The 16,784-nt window shown below is 63.0% G+C and carries 15 protein-coding genes, 1 tRNA gene and 1 pseudogene; 8 read left to right on the top strand and 9 right to left on the bottom strand.

Annotated features, from left to right (window positions below; genetic code table 11):
- Positions 1 to 106: 106 nt before the first annotated feature.
- Complete coding sequence (locus NMB96_RS08885) at positions 107 to 394, bottom strand: hypothetical protein (RefSeq protein ID WP_046932707.1); 288 nt, start codon at positions 392 to 394, stop codon at positions 107 to 109.
- Between the two features lie 94 nt (positions 395 to 488).
- Here NMB96_RS08885 and NMB96_RS08880 point away from each other — a divergent pair, with 94 nt between their 5' ends.
- The 3 genes and pseudogenes from NMB96_RS08880 to xopAH all read left to right on the top strand — a co-directional run bounded on the left by NMB96_RS08880 (position 489) and on the right by xopAH (position 3,341).
- Positions 489 to 1,526, top strand: a complete 1,038-nt coding sequence (locus tag NMB96_RS08880) for a hypothetical protein (RefSeq protein ID WP_255085065.1) — start codon at positions 489 to 491, stop codon at positions 1,524 to 1,526.
- A gap of 354 nt (positions 1,527 to 1,880) precedes the next feature.
- A pseudogene (locus tag NMB96_RS23370) lies at positions 1,881 to 2,078 on the top strand (XopE/AvrPphe family type III secretion system effector); the annotation flags it as partial.
- A gap of 33 nt (positions 2,079 to 2,111) precedes the next feature.
- Positions 2,112 to 3,341 carry a XopAH/AvrB family type III secretion system effector gene (gene xopAH, locus NMB96_RS08875; protein ID WP_425520922.1) on the top strand — a complete coding sequence of 410 codons (1,230 nt, stop codon included), beginning with the start codon at positions 2,112 to 2,114 and terminating at the stop codon, positions 3,339 to 3,341.
- Here the strand turns inward: xopAH and NMB96_RS08870 are convergent.
- The 5 genes from NMB96_RS08870 to dtd form a co-directional block, all read right to left on the bottom strand.
- Positions 3,231 to 4,661 (bottom strand): tyrosine-type recombinase/integrase, encoded by a 1,431-nt coding sequence (locus NMB96_RS08870; RefSeq protein ID WP_255086691.1) that lies wholly within the window; start codon positions 4,659 to 4,661, stop codon positions 3,231 to 3,233. The two genes, xopAH and NMB96_RS08870, sit on opposite strands and share 111 nt — an antisense overlap.
- Positions 4,662 to 4,838: 177 nt before the next feature.
- Positions 4,839 to 4,914: transfer RNA gene (locus NMB96_RS08865), tRNA-Ile, on the bottom strand.
- A gap of 285 nt (positions 4,915 to 5,199) precedes the next feature.
- The gene (locus tag NMB96_RS08860; protein ID WP_043889494.1) at positions 5,200 to 5,523 is read right to left on the bottom strand and encodes a DUF6566 family protein; all 324 of its coding nucleotides are present in this window, start codon (positions 5,521 to 5,523) and stop codon (positions 5,200 to 5,202) included.
- Positions 5,524 to 5,697: 174 nt separating this feature from the next.
- Positions 5,698 to 7,575, bottom strand: a complete 1,878-nt coding sequence (rpoD, locus tag NMB96_RS08855; protein ID WP_023905370.1) for an RNA polymerase sigma factor RpoD — start codon at positions 7,573 to 7,575, stop codon at positions 5,698 to 5,700.
- Between the two features lie 105 nt (positions 7,576 to 7,680).
- The gene (gene dtd / locus NMB96_RS08850) at positions 7,681 to 8,121 is read right to left on the bottom strand and encodes a D-aminoacyl-tRNA deacylase (protein WP_043889495.1); all 441 of its coding nucleotides are present in this window, start codon (positions 8,119 to 8,121) and stop codon (positions 7,681 to 7,683) included.
- Here dtd and NMB96_RS08845 point away from each other — a divergent pair.
- On the top strand, positions 8,120 to 9,136 hold the full coding sequence (locus NMB96_RS08845) for a lauroyl acyltransferase (protein WP_183086911.1): 1,017 nt from the start codon (positions 8,120 to 8,122) through the stop codon (positions 9,134 to 9,136). The genes dtd and NMB96_RS08845 overlap by 2 nt on opposite strands.
- A 241-nt stretch (positions 9,137 to 9,377) precedes the next feature.
- On the opposite strand, the gene NMB96_RS08840 is transcribed toward NMB96_RS08845, so the two are convergent.
- Entirely contained in the window at positions 9,378 to 9,899 is a 522-nt protein-coding gene (locus NMB96_RS08840) for a GNAT family N-acetyltransferase (RefSeq protein ID WP_023905373.1), read from the bottom strand.
- 245 nt (positions 9,900 to 10,144) lie between these two features.
- Here NMB96_RS08840 and ribA point away from each other — a divergent pair, with 245 nt between their 5' ends.
- The 3 genes from ribA to NMB96_RS08825 all read left to right on the top strand — a co-directional run bounded on the left by ribA (position 10,145) and on the right by NMB96_RS08825 (position 13,396).
- Positions 10,145 to 11,278: a GTP cyclohydrolase II RibA gene (ribA, locus tag NMB96_RS08835; protein ID WP_023905374.1), complete on the top strand. Its 1,134-nt coding sequence runs from the start codon at positions 10,145 to 10,147 to the stop codon at positions 11,276 to 11,278.
- A 139-nt stretch (positions 11,279 to 11,417) separates the two neighbouring features.
- A complete protein-coding gene (locus NMB96_RS08830; RefSeq protein ID WP_043889904.1) occupies positions 11,418 to 11,894 on the top strand; it encodes a PH domain-containing protein in 477 nt (158 codons plus the stop codon).
- Positions 11,891 to 13,396, top strand: a complete 1,506-nt coding sequence (locus NMB96_RS08825) for a PH domain-containing protein (protein WP_023905376.1) — start codon at positions 11,891 to 11,893, stop codon at positions 13,394 to 13,396. The genes NMB96_RS08830 and NMB96_RS08825 overlap by 4 nt, the downstream gene beginning before the upstream one ends.
- A gap of 125 nt (positions 13,397 to 13,521) precedes the next feature.
- Here NMB96_RS08825 and NMB96_RS08820 read toward each other — a convergent pair whose 3' ends face one another.
- Entirely contained in the window at positions 13,522 to 14,580 is a 1,059-nt protein-coding gene (locus tag NMB96_RS08820) for a CDP-glycerol glycerophosphotransferase family protein (protein ID WP_255086690.1), read from the bottom strand.
- Here NMB96_RS08820 and NMB96_RS08815 point away from each other — a divergent pair, their 5' ends adjacent.
- A complete protein-coding gene (locus NMB96_RS08815; RefSeq protein ID WP_023905378.1) occupies positions 14,581 to 15,405 on the top strand; it encodes a glycosyltransferase family 2 protein in 825 nt (274 codons plus the stop codon).
- Here NMB96_RS08815 and NMB96_RS08810 read toward each other — a convergent pair.
- Complete coding sequence (locus NMB96_RS08810) at positions 15,390 to 16,661, bottom strand: O-antigen ligase family protein (protein ID WP_023905379.1); 1,272 nt, start codon at positions 16,659 to 16,661, stop codon at positions 15,390 to 15,392. The two genes, NMB96_RS08815 and NMB96_RS08810, sit on opposite strands and share 16 nt — an antisense overlap.
- Between the last annotated feature and the right edge of the window lie 123 nt (positions 16,662 to 16,784).

Genomic DNA, 16,784 nt, shown 5'->3' with positions numbered 1-16,784 from the left:
AAAGCCCCCAAGCGTTGACGCGCTTGGGGGCTTTTGCATTTCCCACGTGTGGAATGGCGGTGGGAGTCGTCAGGTCATGCTGACCCCCTGTCTTCCATGTTCGCAGTCATGGCGTGTTTCCGTTTGGGTGCGATGCCCGGATGGCTTGGTCGCGCAAGCCTGCCAGCCAGTGCGCAATGTCTTTGGCAAGCGCGTATTTGCCGCGGCGATTAGGGATGGGGAACACCGGCACCGGCAGCGAGTCACGGGACAGAGCCTGCCGGAACGCATCCAGCGAGGTGTAGCCCAGTGCTTGGCGCAGATCATCCTGGCCGATCACCGGGCCGTAGTGGTGCAACAGATCCTGCTCCAGGACTTTGGCCAACGCGCCGATGTGTTCGTCACGCTCTGTCATGCCGCTAGCGTAACGATTGCACCGATAGTCGCCCAGAAGGAAACTGAGGGCTTCCGCGTTACTCTAAATTGCACCGCAATGAGTCGATAAGCCATTGATACAGATCAAGGACTACAAACTTGGCCGGGTAAAAGCGGTAGTTCGCTTAGCCGAATCGAACGCAAACCGTTCCGCTGAGAAGGCCTTGAACGTGCTGAAGGTTGGCTTATGGTTCGAGGGGCTGCGGGCGCGTATGGGCCGTCCGACGGCCTATCGCCTGGGTCAGGTTTTGCAGCCCGGCACCTACCTCAAGGGCGAGCACCATCACAATTTGTGGGCCAAGTACGCCCTGGGTAAGCACGTCCCCGGCGCCGAAACTCTCCGCACCACAGAAGCAGCCATGGCAGGCTCCAGTGAAATCCTCATGGCAGCAGCTTGGGACGCGCTGGACATCTCCCGCCCTGTTGGGGTAAGTGCCGACACGCTGCTAAAGCGGTTGGGACCCGGGATCCAGATGGCGATCTTCGATCAGCAGGCGTTGGAGCGCGGACGCTATGTGCGGCGTAAAGCAACGCGCCAAGTGACTCGACGCCTGGAGGGACAAGCGGGCCTGGATAGCCTAGCCGCGCTCGTCGTATTGCTTCGAGAAGCGCATGAAGCAGGAAATCAAGGGCGGGCTTTTGAACTCGGGCGTTCGCTGCACGCCAGCCTGTTCCTGGCCACGATTGAGGGTCCGCTGTGGGAGATCGCAGAGGAGCTGTTCGCCTACTTCATCTGCTTCATTTTTCCGTTGGCAGAAGACAAGGAGCTTGCGTTTGATCTGCATCCAAGGATCATGCAAAGGCAGGCTTTCTGCTTCTCCCGCGTCGTACTGCAGCTAGAGGACGCTGGATGGGATGGCTATCTCCCGGGCGGGCATACCCGGCAGCTGCGTCGGTTGCTGACGATTGATTTTGGTTTCGATCTGTTCTTTGGGCTCGGACCACGCTTTCGGCTGACTCAGCCGGTCGAACAATCCAGCGAGAACGCCAGGCGATGGGTCGCAGAGCAAGACATTGCATGGGAGTGGGGACTGAGGACGCTTCAAGCCGGCAGGCGCGAGCGCCTGATGCCGGATGAGGTGAGAGATCGAATTGCCGCTTCGGGCGCCTGAACTTCCTTCGCTTTGACATGAACCCTCCTCACGGCCTCAATCGGCCTTCTCGTAAGCGCCCGTGGAATCGGATGTTGAACCCCTCTGCTCCAAGACTTCGCACCGAAGTGTTCGATTACATCGATATGTAATACAAGCCGATCGAGGGTCGGGGGGGGATTCGTAAAAAAAGCAAAAAGTGATCTAACCTGCTGTCAGAAAAGGATTTTTTCAAGAATCCCTGCCAAGCCTCTATAGAGGCTCGAGAATCCCGCGCGTCAATGCTTCGTCGTCCCAGCTATGACTTCGGTGAGCCAGCGCGAATCGGAGAGCTTCTCGCCAAACTTGCTCCGACAGTCACTGTAGGAGATCAACATGGGTCTATGCGTTTCAAAGCCGAGCGTGGCGGGCTCACTTGAGGATTATGCAGCCCACGCCGCAGAGCAGACCACGCCCTCTACGCCGTCATCTCCCGAGGCGCCCATGTCACCTAGCCTGTATGGCTTGGGGTCACTCGGGGCTCGTAGGGCAAGGCGGGCTGGCGCCGGCCATTTGCCGCACAAAGTTCAGCAGCACGGGGAAAACGTAGCGCTGGCAGCTATCGACATGGCGCTGTCCAGACCGTGGGAGAAAGTGACCGTGGAACTGAAACATCGCCGCCCCCACCAGGCGCTGGCTCCAGAGGAACGAATCAGTTCTGATGTGCAGCTGCAAGTGCTTTACACCGAGGAACAAGGCGAACATACGCTCCACATTGAAAGCAGTCGCTTCCATGAGCCGAGACATCAATCCCTCACGGAGTGGTCCCAGACGTTGTTGAGGGAGGCTGCCTTCGCGGCTCTGGCGCCCGGCATGCAGGGGCTGAACCATAGTATCACCTCGGTATCGCCGCCTATCCGCAGGTCACTGCCAGGACCTGCTACCGAGTGCAGTCTGTCGCCCGCACAGGTCGCGCTGACGGGCGTGGCACGATGGCCAGATCCGCGCGTCAACCAAGAGTCAACCCCAGAGAATCAAGAGTATGGCCGCCGATTTTATGCCACTGCGCGGGAAGGTGGCGAACGTATTGCAAGCGGGCAGATCCAGACCTTCCGGCAGTTGTGGGATTTCTCAGGCGCAGCACGTCATAGCTGGGCTACACAACAAAATCCGCAGGCAGAGGGCCCCGGTCAAACGAAAGGAAATGCACAGCCATTTGCGGCGGGCTACCCACGGCAAAAGAACGTCTCCACGCCTCTTACAAAACACTATGCATATCTGCGACCAAGGGTGCGCCAGCTTCCGCTGATCCGGCAAGCGAACGACCTTGTTGCAAAAAGTGAGCAGGCGCTGCCCAAAACATTCATGGCGCATGATGTTTTCGAAATGGTAGGTGTACTGAATGGGGCAATGATACCGCTCACCCAATTAAAGCTGGCTGTGAATCCTGACGACTTCTACCATTCGCTCGCCCAGCAAGGGCGGAAAGGAAACGGTCTGCAGGTTGAAGGCTCAGCTTTTCCATTTGTCATTGAGCACACACCATTCGGAATGGTGCAGCCGATCATGAATCATGTCGAAACCTTGTTTAGCAACTTAATCGCACAACGCCACGATCCCGCCAGCCTGATGCCGACGCTGGGTAGTCTCCACTGGTGGATGGCGCATGCCATGCCTGACAGTAGAGGAAGCGCTGCGAAGACCGAATTGGCCGTCCGAGCATTGGCGCATGCGCATGGTATCGAATTACCACCTTTCGCGCATGGAATTGCAGCAGATCTGGAGGCATTCGTCACAGACCGCGAGAGCTTCAGTTCCCGCTACGCGGACTTCTTCGAACTGCCGGAGCAGGCGTGATCGGCCCGCGCCTGCTCTAGCTCTGCCGGCGTTTAGGCTCCGTGAGAATCCCTCGCTAGCAGTACGTGGCCGCGCAGTCCTCCCGCAGGCGGCGCTGGGCGCTCTATAAGCGCTGCCTCTGACCAGCAGCAGGCCAGCCGAGTTGCATCCTCCTTGCCTGGCTGCGCTGACTTTGCAAGTCACAACCGTCCAGCCTAAATGACGTCGCCGTCCAGTTTGGCTGATAGCTTCGTCCAGTTTATTTAGTGTCAGCGTCCACTTGCTTGGCTGTATGTAGTCTGGGCGAAACCCCAGAACTTCATCCAGCACGGTGCGCGCCATTGCACGAAAGCCGTGACCTACGATGGTTTCGCCATCGAAACCCAAATTGCGGAGCGCGGCATTGACCGTGTTCTCGCTCATGGGGCGATCGGCGCTACGCACCCCGGGAAACACGTAGTCGCTGCGCTTGGTTAGTGGCCACAGTTCCTCAAGCACTGCCACTGCTTGTGCGGACAAAGGAACGATATGCGCGGTCTTGGTCTTGCTGGTGACGTAGCGCCACTCACCGGCTTCCAAGTCGATATCCGTCCACTTGGCCTGCCGCAGTTCGCCAGGGCGCACGAAAAGCATAGGAGCCAGCTTGAGGGCCGCGCAGGTCACAGGGGAGCCCCGGTAAGCCCACAGCGCGCCTAGAAGCTCGCCAATTCGCCCAGGCTCGGTCAGGCTTGCGAAGTGCTTGGTTTGCGGCTGCTCCAATGCACCCACAAGGTCTTCGGCAGGATTTCGATGAGCCCTACCCGTCACAATCGCGTACCGGAAAACTCGTCCTGCATGAGACCGCGCCCGGTGGGCAGTCTCCACCACGCCCCGTTGCTCCAGCTTCCTCAGAGCAGCCAGAAGAATGGGAGCACTGACATCAGTGATCGGCATGTCAGCAATAAAAGCCAAATCCTTTTCGATCAGACGGCGCTCTCGCTTTACCGAACCTGGACCTAGACCCTCCTTAGCTCGCTTAGCCAACAGCTCAAGCGCAATGGTTCCGAATGTAGTGTTCACGCGCTCGGCTTGGACCGCTCGCTCAATCCGAGCGACATGGGCCGGGTTAGCTCCACCCTTCAGCAGCATGCGTAGCTTGTCGCGCTCTGCACGAGCCTGCATCAGTGAAAGCGCCGGGTACTCGTCGATGGTCACCATGCTTGGCTTGCCTGCATACCGGTAGCGATACCGCCAAACCTTTGCACCAGTGGTACGCACCTCAATGCACAAACCGTTTGAGTCAGCCACCCGAAAGGCAGCATCCCTAGGTTTAAGCGCGCGAAGCTTTGTATCTGTAAGCATGTGAGTCAGGCACCTGTGAGTCGGGCAGGCAAAATGCAATAGGACGACTCACAGCCTGACTCACTTCACACGCGGATGCAACTGGATACAGCTGGACTTTTCAAGACAAAATATCAACGGCTTTCAGGGAATTTCTTGAACTTTCCGGACTACATTGGACGTTCTTGAACTGAAATTTGGTGGGCCCACCAGGATTCGAACCTGGAACCAAAGGATTATGAGTCCTCTGCTCTAACCGTTGAGCTATAGGCCCGGCGGGGTGGGTGGCGAGATGCGAGGCATGTCGGACCGTCCAGCTGACGCGAAAGTTTACCTGTCTGAGCGCGTCGCTGTCTGCTGGCACCAGGTGTCAATGAGGACGCGTGTGGCCGCATCTACCTGTGTTTGCGCATGCAGACACAGAAAAGCCCGGCGTGAGCCAGGCTTTAAAGGTGTACGCGATCAATCTGTCCTGCCGCACTATTCGAGGGTGAACCATCTAGCGCTACACATACCTCAGCAATTCCGAATCACTAATCCCCAATCCTCAGCCCGGCCACTACGCCATCTCAAACTGCGCATCGATCAACTTCCGCCCCGCGTGAAACCCTTGCGCAATAGCGTCCTGATACGTCTCCCAACCAGGCCCCTGATCGTCGATGCGTGGCTGGCGTTGGCCGCAAAGCGCATACACATCGACCTGAAACGTCCAGTTGGCCTCCGGCGCAGCGCGCTCAACGCGTACGCGGATTTCGTGATCGCGGTACGTGGTGGTTTCAAAGCGGCTTTGCCTGCTCATAAGGCGGTCTCGTGTGCGTACGTCCGTCAACTTAGAAGGCACGGTTAGAACACCACGTGAGCTTTGGAGAAGCGCCGATTTCATGTTGCGGCGCCGTGCGGCTTCGTCGCTGATGCGTGAATGCCGTAGCGCTGCAATACGCTGCCGTGGCGCGCATCCCCCGCACTTATTGCAACTATCGTCCTTCGACTGACCCATAACGCAACAGCCCCGCAGATGCGGGGCTGTTGTAATCACTGCGCTGAAATCGCCCTGATATCAGTCGATATCGAGGAACGAGCGCAGCTGCTCCGAACGGCTCGGGTGACGCAGCTTGCGCAACGCCTTGGCCTCTATCTGACGAATCCGCTCACGGGTGACGTCGAACTGCTTGCCGACTTCTTCCAGCGTGTGATCGGTATTCATGTCGATACCGAAGCGCATCCGCAGCACCTTGGCTTCGCGCGGGGTGAGGCCGGCCAACACATCACGCACCGTCTCGGAGAGATTGATGTTGGTGGTGTTGTCGATTGGGGACTCCACATTGGTGTCCTCGATGAAGTCGCCCAGATGCGAATCCTCGTCGTCGCCGATCGGGGTTTCCATCGAGATCGGCTCCTTGGCGATTTTCATCACCTTGCGGATCTTGTCCTCGGGCATGTCCATTTCCTTGGCCAGTTCCTCCGGCGTGGCCTCGCGGCCGAACTGCTGGAGCATCTGACGGGAAATGCGGTTCAACTTGTTGATCGTTTCGATCATGTGCACCGGAATACGGATGGTGCGCGCCTGATCGGCGATCGAACGGGTAATGGCCTGACGGATCCACCACGTGGCATACGTCGAGAACTTGTAACCGCGACGGTATTCGAACTTGTCCACCGCCTTCATCAGGCCGATGTTGCCTTCCTGGATCAGGTCGAGGAACTGCAGACCGCGGTTGGTGTACTTCTTGGCGATGGAGATGACCAGACGCAGGTTGGCCTCGACCATTTCCTTCTTGGCCTTGCGTGCCTTGGCTTCGCCATAGGCCATCGCGCGGCTGATCTCCTTGATCTCGCCCAGGGTCAGGTAGTTGGCCTTCTCCATCTCGATCGAGCCTTGCTGCTCGGAGACGATCTGATCCTTGACATCGCGCAGCGCCGACGACCACTTCTGCTTGCGCTTGAGTGCGTCTTCCACCCATTCCAGGTTGGTCTGGTTGCCTTCCCAGGAGCGGATGAAATCCTTGCGCGGCATGCGCGCCACGGTGGTGGCCAGGTGCAGCACCTTGCGCTCGTGATCCTTGATGCCGTTGACCACGCCACGCAGCTGGGTGACCAGCGCGTCGGTCAGCGGCAACGGCAGCTTGAGCGTGGTGAAGATGGCGGCCATGTCCTCGCGTGCCTTGACCACCAGCTTGTGCTCGGCGCCGTTCTTGGCATAGATCTTTTTGAACTTGGCGTATTCGTTGGCCAGGTTCTCCATGCGCGTGGCCACTTCCACCGGGTCCGGACCGGTCGGGCCGGCCTCTTCTTCGGCAGCGTCGTCGTCGCCATCTTCGGCATCGTCGTCGTCGGCAGCATCGTCTTCGGAGACAGTAACCGGGCCGGCGGCCGCCAGCGCAGCGGCGGCGGCGTCGGCTTCTTCGATCAGGTCGTTGAAACCGACCACGATCTCGGCCAGACGCTTCTTGCCTTCCTTGTGCGCTTCGTAATCGGCCAGCAGCATTTCGGTCGACAGCGGGAACACGCCCAATGCTGCCTGGACCTGGCTCAGGCCTTCTTCGATGCGCTTGGCGATGGCGATTTCGCCTTCGCGGGTCAGCAGCTCGACCGTGCCCATTTCGCGCATGTACATGCGCACCGGGTCGGTGGTACGGCCACCTTCGGTGTCGAGCGCAGTCAGCGCGGCGGCAGCTTCTTCGGCTGCGGTATCGTCAACCTCGCGGTTGCCGGTGTTGCCATCGTTGAGCAACAGGGTTTCAGCATCGGGCGCAACTTCATGGACATCGATGCCCATGCCGTTGATCATGCTGATGATGTCTTCAATCTGCTCCGGGTCGACCAGGTCGTCGGGCAGATGGTCATTGACTTCGGCGTAGGTCAGATAGCCCTGTTCCAGGCCCTTGCTGATCAGTAGCTTGATGTCGGATTGCTGGGCAGGACGTTCGTTGGCCATGGATGCTCGCGCCACCGGCTTTGAGATTGGAAAGAGGACCTAGCATTATACCAGCGTGAAGCCCCGTCTGCCGGATTCAAGACGAGACCGCTGGTGTAGCGCTGGCTAGGGCCTGAGAAGGAAGGTCACCGGGCCATCGTTGACCAGGTCGACAACCATATGGGCACCGAAACGCCCGGTTTCCACCCCGCCACGATGTTTTTCGCGGCAGATCGCCACCAATTGATTGAACGCCCGTTCAGCCTCCAGCGGCGGTGCGGCCGTGCTGAAGCCTGGGCGGGTGCCGGAGCTGGTGTCGGCAACCAGGGTGAACTGGCTGACCAGCAGCAGCCCGCCCGCGGTATCGGTGAGTGAGCGGTTCATCTTGCCGGCGTCGTCGGCGAAGACGCGATAGCCGAGCAGGCGTTCGGCCAGGCGCCGGATCTGCGCATCGCTGTCGCCGGGTTCGACCCCGACCAGGGCCAACAGCCCGGGACCGATCTGACCGACGCGCTCCGCATCGACAGTGACCGAGGCACGGGTGACGCGTTGGATCAGTGCAAGCATGGGCATTGTGGTTGAGCAAACTGTGTCGCGCAGCATGCCCAGCACTGCCCGTACTGTCACGCGCGGGCCTTCGGCGACCGCGCTGTTTAGAATTACGTCGATGAAACCTGATGCTCGCGCTCGCCTGCTCTACGCCACCGCCGCCACCGTGGGTCGCCTGCCGTGGCCGCTGCTCAAACGTGTGGCCGATACGCTGGCCTGGAGCTGGCGCAAACTCGATGCGCGCGAGAGCCGCGTGGCACGTCGCAACCTGGAGTTGGCGTACCCGGAACTGGATGCCGGCGAGCGCGCGCAGCTGCATGCGCAAGTGCTGCGTTCGACCGCCCGGCAGACGCTGGAAGTGCTGCGCACCTGGACCCGCCCGCCGACCGAAAACCTGGCGCGCCTGCAACGCAATGGCCAGGAGCTCTACGACGCAGCGCTGGCCTCCGGACGCGGGGTGATCGTGGCAGCACCGCACTTCGGCAACTGGGAACTGCTCAATCAGTGGCTGTCCGAACGCGGGCCGATCGCGATCGTGTACCGCCCGCCGGAGTCGGACACGGTGGACGGCTTCCTGCAACTGGCCCGTGGCGGCGACAACGTGCGTCAGGTGCGTGCCGAAGGTCCGGCGGTGCGGCAGTTGTTCAAGGTACTCAAGGACGGCGGCGCGGTCGGCATCCTGCCCGACCAGCAACCGAAGATGGGCGATGGCGTCTTTGCGCCGTTCTTCGGCATTCCGGCCTTGACCATGACCCTGGTCAACCGGCTTGCCGAACGTACCGGCGCGATCGTGCTGTACGGCTGGTGCGAACGCGCCGGTGGCGATCTGCAGTTCGCGCTGCATGTGCAGCCGTCCGACCCGGCGGTGGCCGATGCAGACCCGGTGCGCGCGGCCAGCGCGCTCAATGCGGGCATCGAACAGATCGCCCGGCGCGACCCGGCGCAATACCAGTGGACCTACAAGCGCTACACGCTGCGCCCGCCAGGCAGCGGCGAGGCCAATCCGTATGCGACGGAGCGGCATCCGCACTAGATTGGCTAGCACACCGACGGCACGGCTACGTTTTGCTAGCCGCTCCTGGCTGCAGATCCTGTGCAACAGATCCCGTGCAACGCTGCGTTGACACGCAGCGCATTCCGATCGCCTCCATCGCAGACAGGCACTGGGTGAGGCCGCGTCGCAGTAACTCGCTACATCGCCCGACCGCTCAGCCCGGCTCAAACAAGGGTGCGAACAGAGCGCGGCACGCCGTGTCGGCGCCAGGCAGCACTATTCAATCGTCGTGTGGATCGGCCGGCGTGGCCAGAATGCGCTGATAGAACGCCAGATCCAGCCAACGCCCGAACTTGAAACCGGCCTCGCGCACCGTGCCGGCGTGGGTGAAGCCGAATTGTTCGTGCAAGGCGATGCTGGCCTGATTGCTGGCATCGATGCCGCCGACCAGTACATGCACACCGCGCTCCTGCGCTGCGGCGATCAAGGCCTGCAGCAGCGTGCGCCCCAGCCCTTTGCCGCGATGGTCGCGGTGCACGTAGATCGAATGCTCCACGCTGTACTTGAACGCCGGCCAGGCGCGGAACGTGCCGTAGCTGGCAAAGCCCATCAACGTGCCGTCGGTGTCTTCCACACCAATCACCGGAAAGCCGCCCGCCCGCTTGGTCGCAAACCAGCCGACCATGCTCTCCGGCGGCCGCGGCTTGTAGTCGTACAGCGCCGTCGAGTTGGCGATGGCGTCGTTGAAGATGTCCAGGATGGCGCTGGCGTGGCGGGCTTCGCTGCAGTCGATAAGAGACATGGGGTCCTAGGCGGGCAGAGGGTCTTGGGATTAAAAAGCATTGCCGGGCGATGAACAACGCGACCGGCATGCAACCAATCGGCGCCTGCTGCGCCACCCAATCTGCATCCGCTGGATGCAGCGTTCCACAGCGCCGTGGCGACCGGGCGTTGCGAACCACGCGACAATGGCGTCACGCGACCACCCAGTGGCTGCGGCGGCGTCCGCCTTGAAGCGGCCGTGGCAATCCCCATCTGGAGTCGTGCATGAGCAGCCCCGTCCTCTCCCCCAGCGCACACGCCTTCGGTGATCCGGCGGCGATCCGCTGTGAGCGCGCCGCCTCCGAACTGCGGTCCGGCCGCCCGGTGCTGCTGACGGCTGCTAACGGGCAGGCGCGCGCGGTACTGGCGTTGGACAGCAGCACCGCGCAGTCGTATGCGGCCTTCGCGCGTGCGGCGCAGGGGCGTCACTATCTGTTCGTCACCCCGACCCGCGCCCAGGTACTGGGTTTGAGCGCGCCACAGGGCGCGCGCGTGGCGCTGATCGAACACAGCTACGACCAGCTTGCCGCGCTGGCCTACCTGCGCGACACCCCGGTGCCGACGCAGTGGACCGCAGGCGATGCGCTGGACGCAGGCGCGGTGGAGATCGCGCGTCTGGGGCTATTGCTGCCGGCGATGCTGGCGGTAGACCTGCGCGACGCGGACGACCAGGCTGCCTTCGCCGGCTGCCAGTCGCTGGCGTTGGACGACCTGAGCACCGGCTGCGCCAAATCCGCCGCCGCCGGCTATGAGCTGGTCACGCGTACGCCGGTGCCGTTGCGCGGCCTGGGCATGAGCGAATTCGTGGTGTTTCGAGGCGGGGTGGCGCAGCGCGACCAGGTGGTGATCGTGGTCGGCCAGCCCGACCTCTCGGCGGCGGTGCCGGTACGCGTGCATTCCTCGTGCCTGACCGGCGATCTGTTCGGCTCGCTCAAATGCGATTGCGGCGATCAACTGCGGCACGGCCTGGCCAAGCTGAAAGACCTCGGCGGCGGCGTGCTGCTGTATCTGGACCAGGAAGGCCGCGGCACCGGCATCGCTGCCAAGATGCGCGCTTACGGCTACCAGCACGCGGGCTTGGACACCATCGATGCCGACGCGCAGCTGGGCTTCGGCCCGGACGAGCGTCGCTACGGCAGCGCGGTGGCAATGCTGCGCGGCCTGGGCATCGGCCGGATCCGGCTGTTGACCAACAACCCCGCCAAGGCCGAACGCCTGCGCGCGGCAGGCATCAGCGTCGAAGACCGCATCCCGGTCACCGGCGACATCACCCCCGAAAACGAGCAATACCTGCGCACCAAGGCCGCCCGTGCCGGCCACGCGCTGGATGTGGATGCGCTGATTCTGGCCGCGCAGTAAGCGCGGCCTGCGCCGGATGCGCCCGCCCTCGGCGCCCGGCTATGCTTGCGCACCGCTTCTGCAGGCCAGCCTCGTGCACGACGCTCCACCGCCGCACCCCGATGTCATCGTCCCAGCCGCTCCGGCAGAAAGTCCGGCCGTGGACCACACGCAGTGGCAGTCGCTACCGCAGCGTGGCGCCTATGTGGCTGGGGTGAACGGCGCGCTGGGCGGCGGATTCGCCGGGCTGATTGCCGCTGGCGTGATGGCCACCGCGCTGCACGCCTGGGGTTACTGGCCGGTGGTGCTGGGTGTGACGTTGGTGGCCGCTGCACTGGGTGCCTGGTTTGCGGTCAAACGCCATCGGCTCACCCATTGGAAGCTCGACCAGCATGGCCTGGCGCTGCAACGCGGCCACCTGTGGCAGAGCGACACACGGATTCCGATCTCGCGCGTGCAGCATGTGGATCTGCGCCGCGGCCCGATCGAGCGCGCCACGCGCCTGACCACACTGGTGGTGCACACCGCCGGCAGCCGGCTCAATGCGGTGGCGTTGTCCGGCCTGGATCAGGACGATGCCGAGCGGTTGCGCGACCGCCTCGCGCGCCAGCTCGATCACGACGACGACGCGCTGTGAGCGCGATCGAACATCCCGGCAATGCCGAGCAGCGCCTGCATCCGCTGTCGTGGATGTTCGTGCTGCTGCAGCAGATCCGCCAATTCCTGATTCCGCTGGCCGCGCTCGTGTTGTTCGGCAGCCGCGACGGCAGCCGCGATTTTGCCGACCACATCGCCACCGGCGTGGTGATCGCGGTGCTGGTGGCGATTTCGGTGCTGCGCTACTTCACCTACCGCTACCGCATCGGCACCGACGGCGTGGCCATTCGCAGCGGCCTGCTGGAACGCAGCCGGCGCGACATCCCGTTCGCGCGTATCCACAACGTGGTGGTGCATCAATCGCTGCTGCACCGGCTGGCCGGCGTGGCCGAAGTGCGGCTGGAATCGGCCGGTGGCCACAAACCCGAAGCGGAAATGCGCGTGCTGCGGCTGGATCAGGCCCTGGCGCTGGAAGACCTGATCCGTCGCCGCGCGCAGCACACCGATGCCGCCGCGCCGCAGCTCGACAACAACAGCAACACGCTGCTGCGCCTGCCGATGGGCGAAGTGATCCGGCTGGGGCTGATTTCCAATCGCGGCATGGTGGTGGTGGCAGCCAGTTTCGGTGTGATCTACCAGATGATTCCGCGCCGCACGGTGTCCAACTTCGTCGAACACAACGGCGAGCTGGCGTATCGCTATGTCAGCCAGATCCATCCGGGCACGGTAGTCACCGCTGCGTTGGTGCTGATCGGCTTTTTAGCGGTGTTACTCGCTATGCGCGCGCTCTCTGTGGCCTTGGCGGTGGCGCAATACCATGGCTTTCATCTCAGTGAATCCGAGCGCCGTCTCACCGTGGAGCGCGGCCTGTTGACGCGCGTCCGCAGCAGCGTGGCGTTGCGGCGGATCCAGTCGTGGACGCTGTACGAAAGCCGCCTGCATCGCCTGTTCGGCCGGCGCCAGTTGCGCGTGGACACTGCCGTGGCAGGCACTGGCGATAACGAAGGCAGCGCGTTGAAGGAACTCGCACCGATCGCCGACCCGCCGCGCTGCGATGCCTTGTTGCAGCGCCTGCTGCCCGGTGCTGCTTGGCCGCCTGCGCAGTGGCAGTCGATCGCCACGCATTGCTGGTGGCGGCTAAGTCTGCCTACGTTGCTGTTGCTGCTGCCGCTGATGGCCGGCCTGGCCTGGCAATTCGGCAGTCAGGCGGCGTGGGTGCTGCTGTGGTTGCCCTGGAGTGCGTTCAAGGCGTATCGCCAGGTGCAACGCATGGGCTATGCGCTGGATGCGCGCTATGTGGCCGTGCGCGGTGGCTGGTGGAAGCGTTGGTGGCGGCTGGCCGAACTGGACAAGCTGCAGGCGCTGCAACTGCAACGCTCGCCGCTGGATCGGTTGTCCGGCACCGCCACACTCTGGCTGGACACCGCCGGCGCCAGCGCAACCGGCCCGGCTTTACGCCTGCGCTTTGTGCCGTTGGCGCAGGCGCAGCAGCTGCAGGCACAACTCGGTGCGGCGTTGACGCGGCGCAAGCTGCGCTGGTGATTGGTGATTGGTGATTGGTGATTGGGGATTGGGGATTGGGGATTGGGGATTGGGGATTGGGGAATGGGGAATGGCAGTTTGGATCAGCGTCGCTGATCGGCACTGGCATTGCGCACCACCAGCAATCAACGTTGCGCCGGCCCCCAATACCCGAGTTCGCGCCGAATCTGCAGCCCGCGCCATAGCGCGCCCAACGGCTTGCGTCGCAACGGGCCGAGCTTGCCGGCGATGAAGTCCTCGGTCGCGGCAATCACCCGCGCCGACGACTGCCCATCGCGATATGGATGGATCGCGTCGGCATAACTGGCTAGCGCGCTACGTAGCACCGCATCCGGCGCCAGGGCGCGCGCCAGTTGCTGCGGCAGTTGATCAGGCTGCTGAAAGTCGAGCATATGCGGCTGCGGCACGCGGTTGCGAAAGGTCACCACCGGTTTGTGTTGCACCACAAACTCGGAGACGATCGATGACGTATCCGACACCAGCACATCGGCCGCACGCTGCGCGGCCATGACCTCTTCGGGTTCGACGAAGCGGGCATTCGGCCCGGCCAGCGCGCGATAACGATCGAACAAGTCCGGCGCGCACTTCGGGTGCAAGGTCAGCAGCCAATAATGCGCGCCGCGCGCGATATCGGCGGCGATCTCAGCATAGAGCGCAGGCGCAGCGCTCAAGCGCTCGGTAAACGTGGAGCCGAACAGGATCACAGGCCGCCCGTTGGCTGGCGCGCGCAACGCGGCGCTGCGTCCGCCATCGTCGCGGAACACCGGGTCGAGCTTCGGCCAGCCAGTTTCGACCACTGCAAAATGCCCTTCGCGCGTGGCCAATGCACGAAACGGTGCCGTGGTGGCCGGACCTTGCGTGCAGTACAGATCGAACAGACCGCGCACGCGGAAATGGCCGCGATTGTCTTCGCGCTTTTGCACGTTGAAGCCATGGAAGAGCTGCACCTTGGCGCCGGAGATAAACGGCGGCACCCAGTTGGCTGCGCTGAACACCGCACGCGGACGCAGCGCCAGCGCCTCGCGCAGGCCGACCTCGCGCACACCCGGCAAGGCCAGCCCACGCGCACCGCCCTCGAACCAGGCCGACACGGAGTGGCCGCGGGTCTGTAATGCCTGCGCCAATGGCGCCAGAATAGGCAACGCGTAACGCTCCGTTGCGAACAGCAGGTACTCGGCCATCACATGTCCTCTTTGACCGCACCCGACGAACGGCCGCGCATCAGCGCCTGCATTATCGCGTTCAACGAGGCCGATCGCCTACGCGACTGTCTGAGCTCGCTGGCGTTCTGCGACGAGATCGTGGTGGTGGACTCCGGCTCCACCGACGCCACCGTGGCGCTGGCCACTGCGCTTGGCGCACGCGTGTTGCAACGCGACTTCGACGGCTATCGCAGCCAGAAGGCGTATTGCGTCGAACAGGCCAGCCACGACTGGGTGCTGTGCCTGGATGCCGACGAACGCATCAGCGATGCCTTGCGCAGCTCGATCATCGCCGCGCGCGATGCGGGCTTCACCGAGGCGGCCGGCTATCGCTTCGCGCGGCTGTCGGATTACTTCGGCCGCTTTCTGCGCCATGGCAATGCCTATCCGGATCGTGTGCTGCGCCTGTTCGATCGCCGGCGTGGCGGCTGGCGCGGCAAGCGCGAGATCCACGAAGCGGCGAGTGTGGATGGAACCGTCGTCACCCTGCCCGGCGATCTGATCCATTACCCGTATCGCTCACTGGCGCAGCAGCTGGCCAAGACCCAGCGCTATGCGCAGATGATGGCCGAGCACGAGTACGCACGCGGCAAACGCGCGACCTGGAGCAAGCTGGTGCTGGCGCCGGCCTGGCGTTTCTGGCGCGGCTATCTGCTGCGTGGCGGTTTTCGCGATGGCTGGCACGGGCTGATCTACGCCTATGTGCGTGCCAACTACGTGCGCCAGAAGACCATCATGTTGTGGCTGCTACAGCACAACCAACCGGTGCAGGACCCGCCGCGCGCGGACGATCAACGCAGCGACTGAGCTGCGGCCTGCTGCGCCTGACGCGCTGCCAGGCCAACCAGCACACCGACCATCGCCGTGTAGAAACTCGCCGAGACCTGATGCGCGAACATCGATTGGGTCAATCCACATAGCGCGTAGCTGATCACGATCATCACGCCGGCCGCTGCCGGCCCGCGAAACTGGCGCTGCCCGCTGCGCCGATGCAGTCGCACGAAGATCCACAGCGGCACGCCATACACCGCGATCAACAACAACAGGCCCGGAACGCCCTGCGTGGCGCCCCATTCGGCCAGATCGTTATGCGCGTGACCAAGATGACAACGCAGCAACCAGGTATCGCCGGCACACACCGGCAACTCGCGCATCGCATCGTCGAAACGCCCGACGCCCACGCCGGTGAGCGGATGCGCGCGCAAGGTATCCCAGGCCACATGCAGCCGCTCGATGCGGGCGCCGGCAGACGAATCGCTGTCGCCGACCTCGTAGCGTTGCAGATCTCTCTGCAATTCACCTAGACGCATTTGATCGGTCAAGGCCGGCACGCTGACGATCACGCCCACCGCCAGCACGCCGCTGCCGATGAAGGCCAGCAAACGCATGCGCGGGCTATGCCAGGCCGCGCCCCAGATCAGCACACCGAGTGTCACCAGCAACGACAGGTACACACCACGGCTGCCACTGAGCACGATGACCACCACCGCCGCGATGGCCGCGCCGACCAGCCAGCGCACGTTGCCCACCGGACGACAGAACACCGCCACAACCAGCAGCATCAGCGTGATATCGGCGAACACAATCGCGTTGGTAAAGCCTTCCGCGCGGTCGGCACCGTTCATCACCTGCAACAAGGCGATCAACATGGCTGCGAACACGCCGGCCAGTGCACCGCGCCACAACCAGACCTGGCGCGGTTGCAGCGCGTACGCCCACAACGCAGCCCACGGCAATACCAGAAAGCGCGAGCGGTTATCGACGTCGCGCAGCCCATGTTCGAACAGGGCGATCGACAGCAGCGACATCGCGATGACCGCCGCCGTCAGCCAGCCCAGCGCACGCAGCGACCCATCGCGCGTCACGATGCCCGCACGCAGGTTGCGCCAACCCACCAGCGAACCGAGCAGCAGGCACACGCCGAACGGCAGCAGGCCGCTCGGCATGCTGACCACCAGCGCGGTCATCAGGAACACGCCCAGTTCGGCGATGCGCACGCCTGCCCGCGATGCGATGGGGGCAGTCTGCGACAGCGAAGCGGGTTGAGTGGGCAAGGAATTCATCGAGCATCGGTGGCGAAAGGGAGGTAAAGCGGGCAACACACAGCGGCAACGCCGGCCAAGCTAACGATGCCCCGCATGAATCGTCGCTAGACAGCGGCCAGCGGCGGCATTGACGCAGCGCAA

Origin of the sequence: Xanthomonas hortorum (assembly GCF_024339125.1) — a bacterium.
GTDB lineage: Bacteria > Pseudomonadota > Gammaproteobacteria > Xanthomonadales > Xanthomonadaceae > Xanthomonas > Xanthomonas hortorum.
Note: the sequence above shows the minus strand (reverse complement) of the source record. Positions and strands in the feature narration are given on the sequence as shown.

Bases quoted from the DNA above. Each gene is read 5' to 3' on its own strand.
- NMB96_RS08885 (WP_046932707.1), bottom strand. From the start codon at position 394: ATGACAGAGCGTGACGAACACATCGGCGCGTTGGCCAAAGTCCTGGAG.
- xopAH (WP_425520922.1), top strand. From the start codon at position 2,112: ATGGCGCTGTCCAGACCGTGGGAGAAAGTGACCGTGGAACTGAAACAT.
- NMB96_RS08870 (WP_255086691.1), bottom strand. From the start codon at position 4,661: ATGCTTACAGATACAAAGCTTCGCGCGCTTAAACCTAGGGATGCTGCC.
- NMB96_RS08860 (WP_043889494.1), bottom strand. From the start codon at position 5,523: ATGAAATCGGCGCTTCTCCAAAGCTCACGTGGTGTTCTAACCGTGCCT.
- rpoD (WP_023905370.1), bottom strand. From the start codon at position 7,575: ATGGCCAACGAACGTCCTGCCCAGCAATCCGACATCAAGCTACTGATC.
- NMB96_RS08845 (WP_183086911.1), top strand. From the start codon at position 8,120: ATGGGCATTGTGGTTGAGCAAACTGTGTCGCGCAGCATGCCCAGCACT.
- dtd (WP_043889495.1), bottom strand. From the start codon at position 8,121: ATGCTTGCACTGATCCAACGCGTCACCCGTGCCTCGGTCACTGTCGAT.
- NMB96_RS08840 (WP_023905373.1), bottom strand. From the start codon at position 9,899: ATGTCTCTTATCGACTGCAGCGAAGCCCGCCACGCCAGCGCCATCCTG.
- ribA (WP_023905374.1), top strand. From the start codon at position 10,145: ATGAGCAGCCCCGTCCTCTCCCCCAGCGCACACGCCTTCGGTGATCCG.
- NMB96_RS08815 (WP_023905378.1), top strand. From the start codon at position 14,581: ATGTCCTCTTTGACCGCACCCGACGAACGGCCGCGCATCAGCGCCTGC.
- NMB96_RS08810 (WP_023905379.1), bottom strand. From the start codon at position 16,661: ATGAATTCCTTGCCCACTCAACCCGCTTCGCTGTCGCAGACTGCCCCC.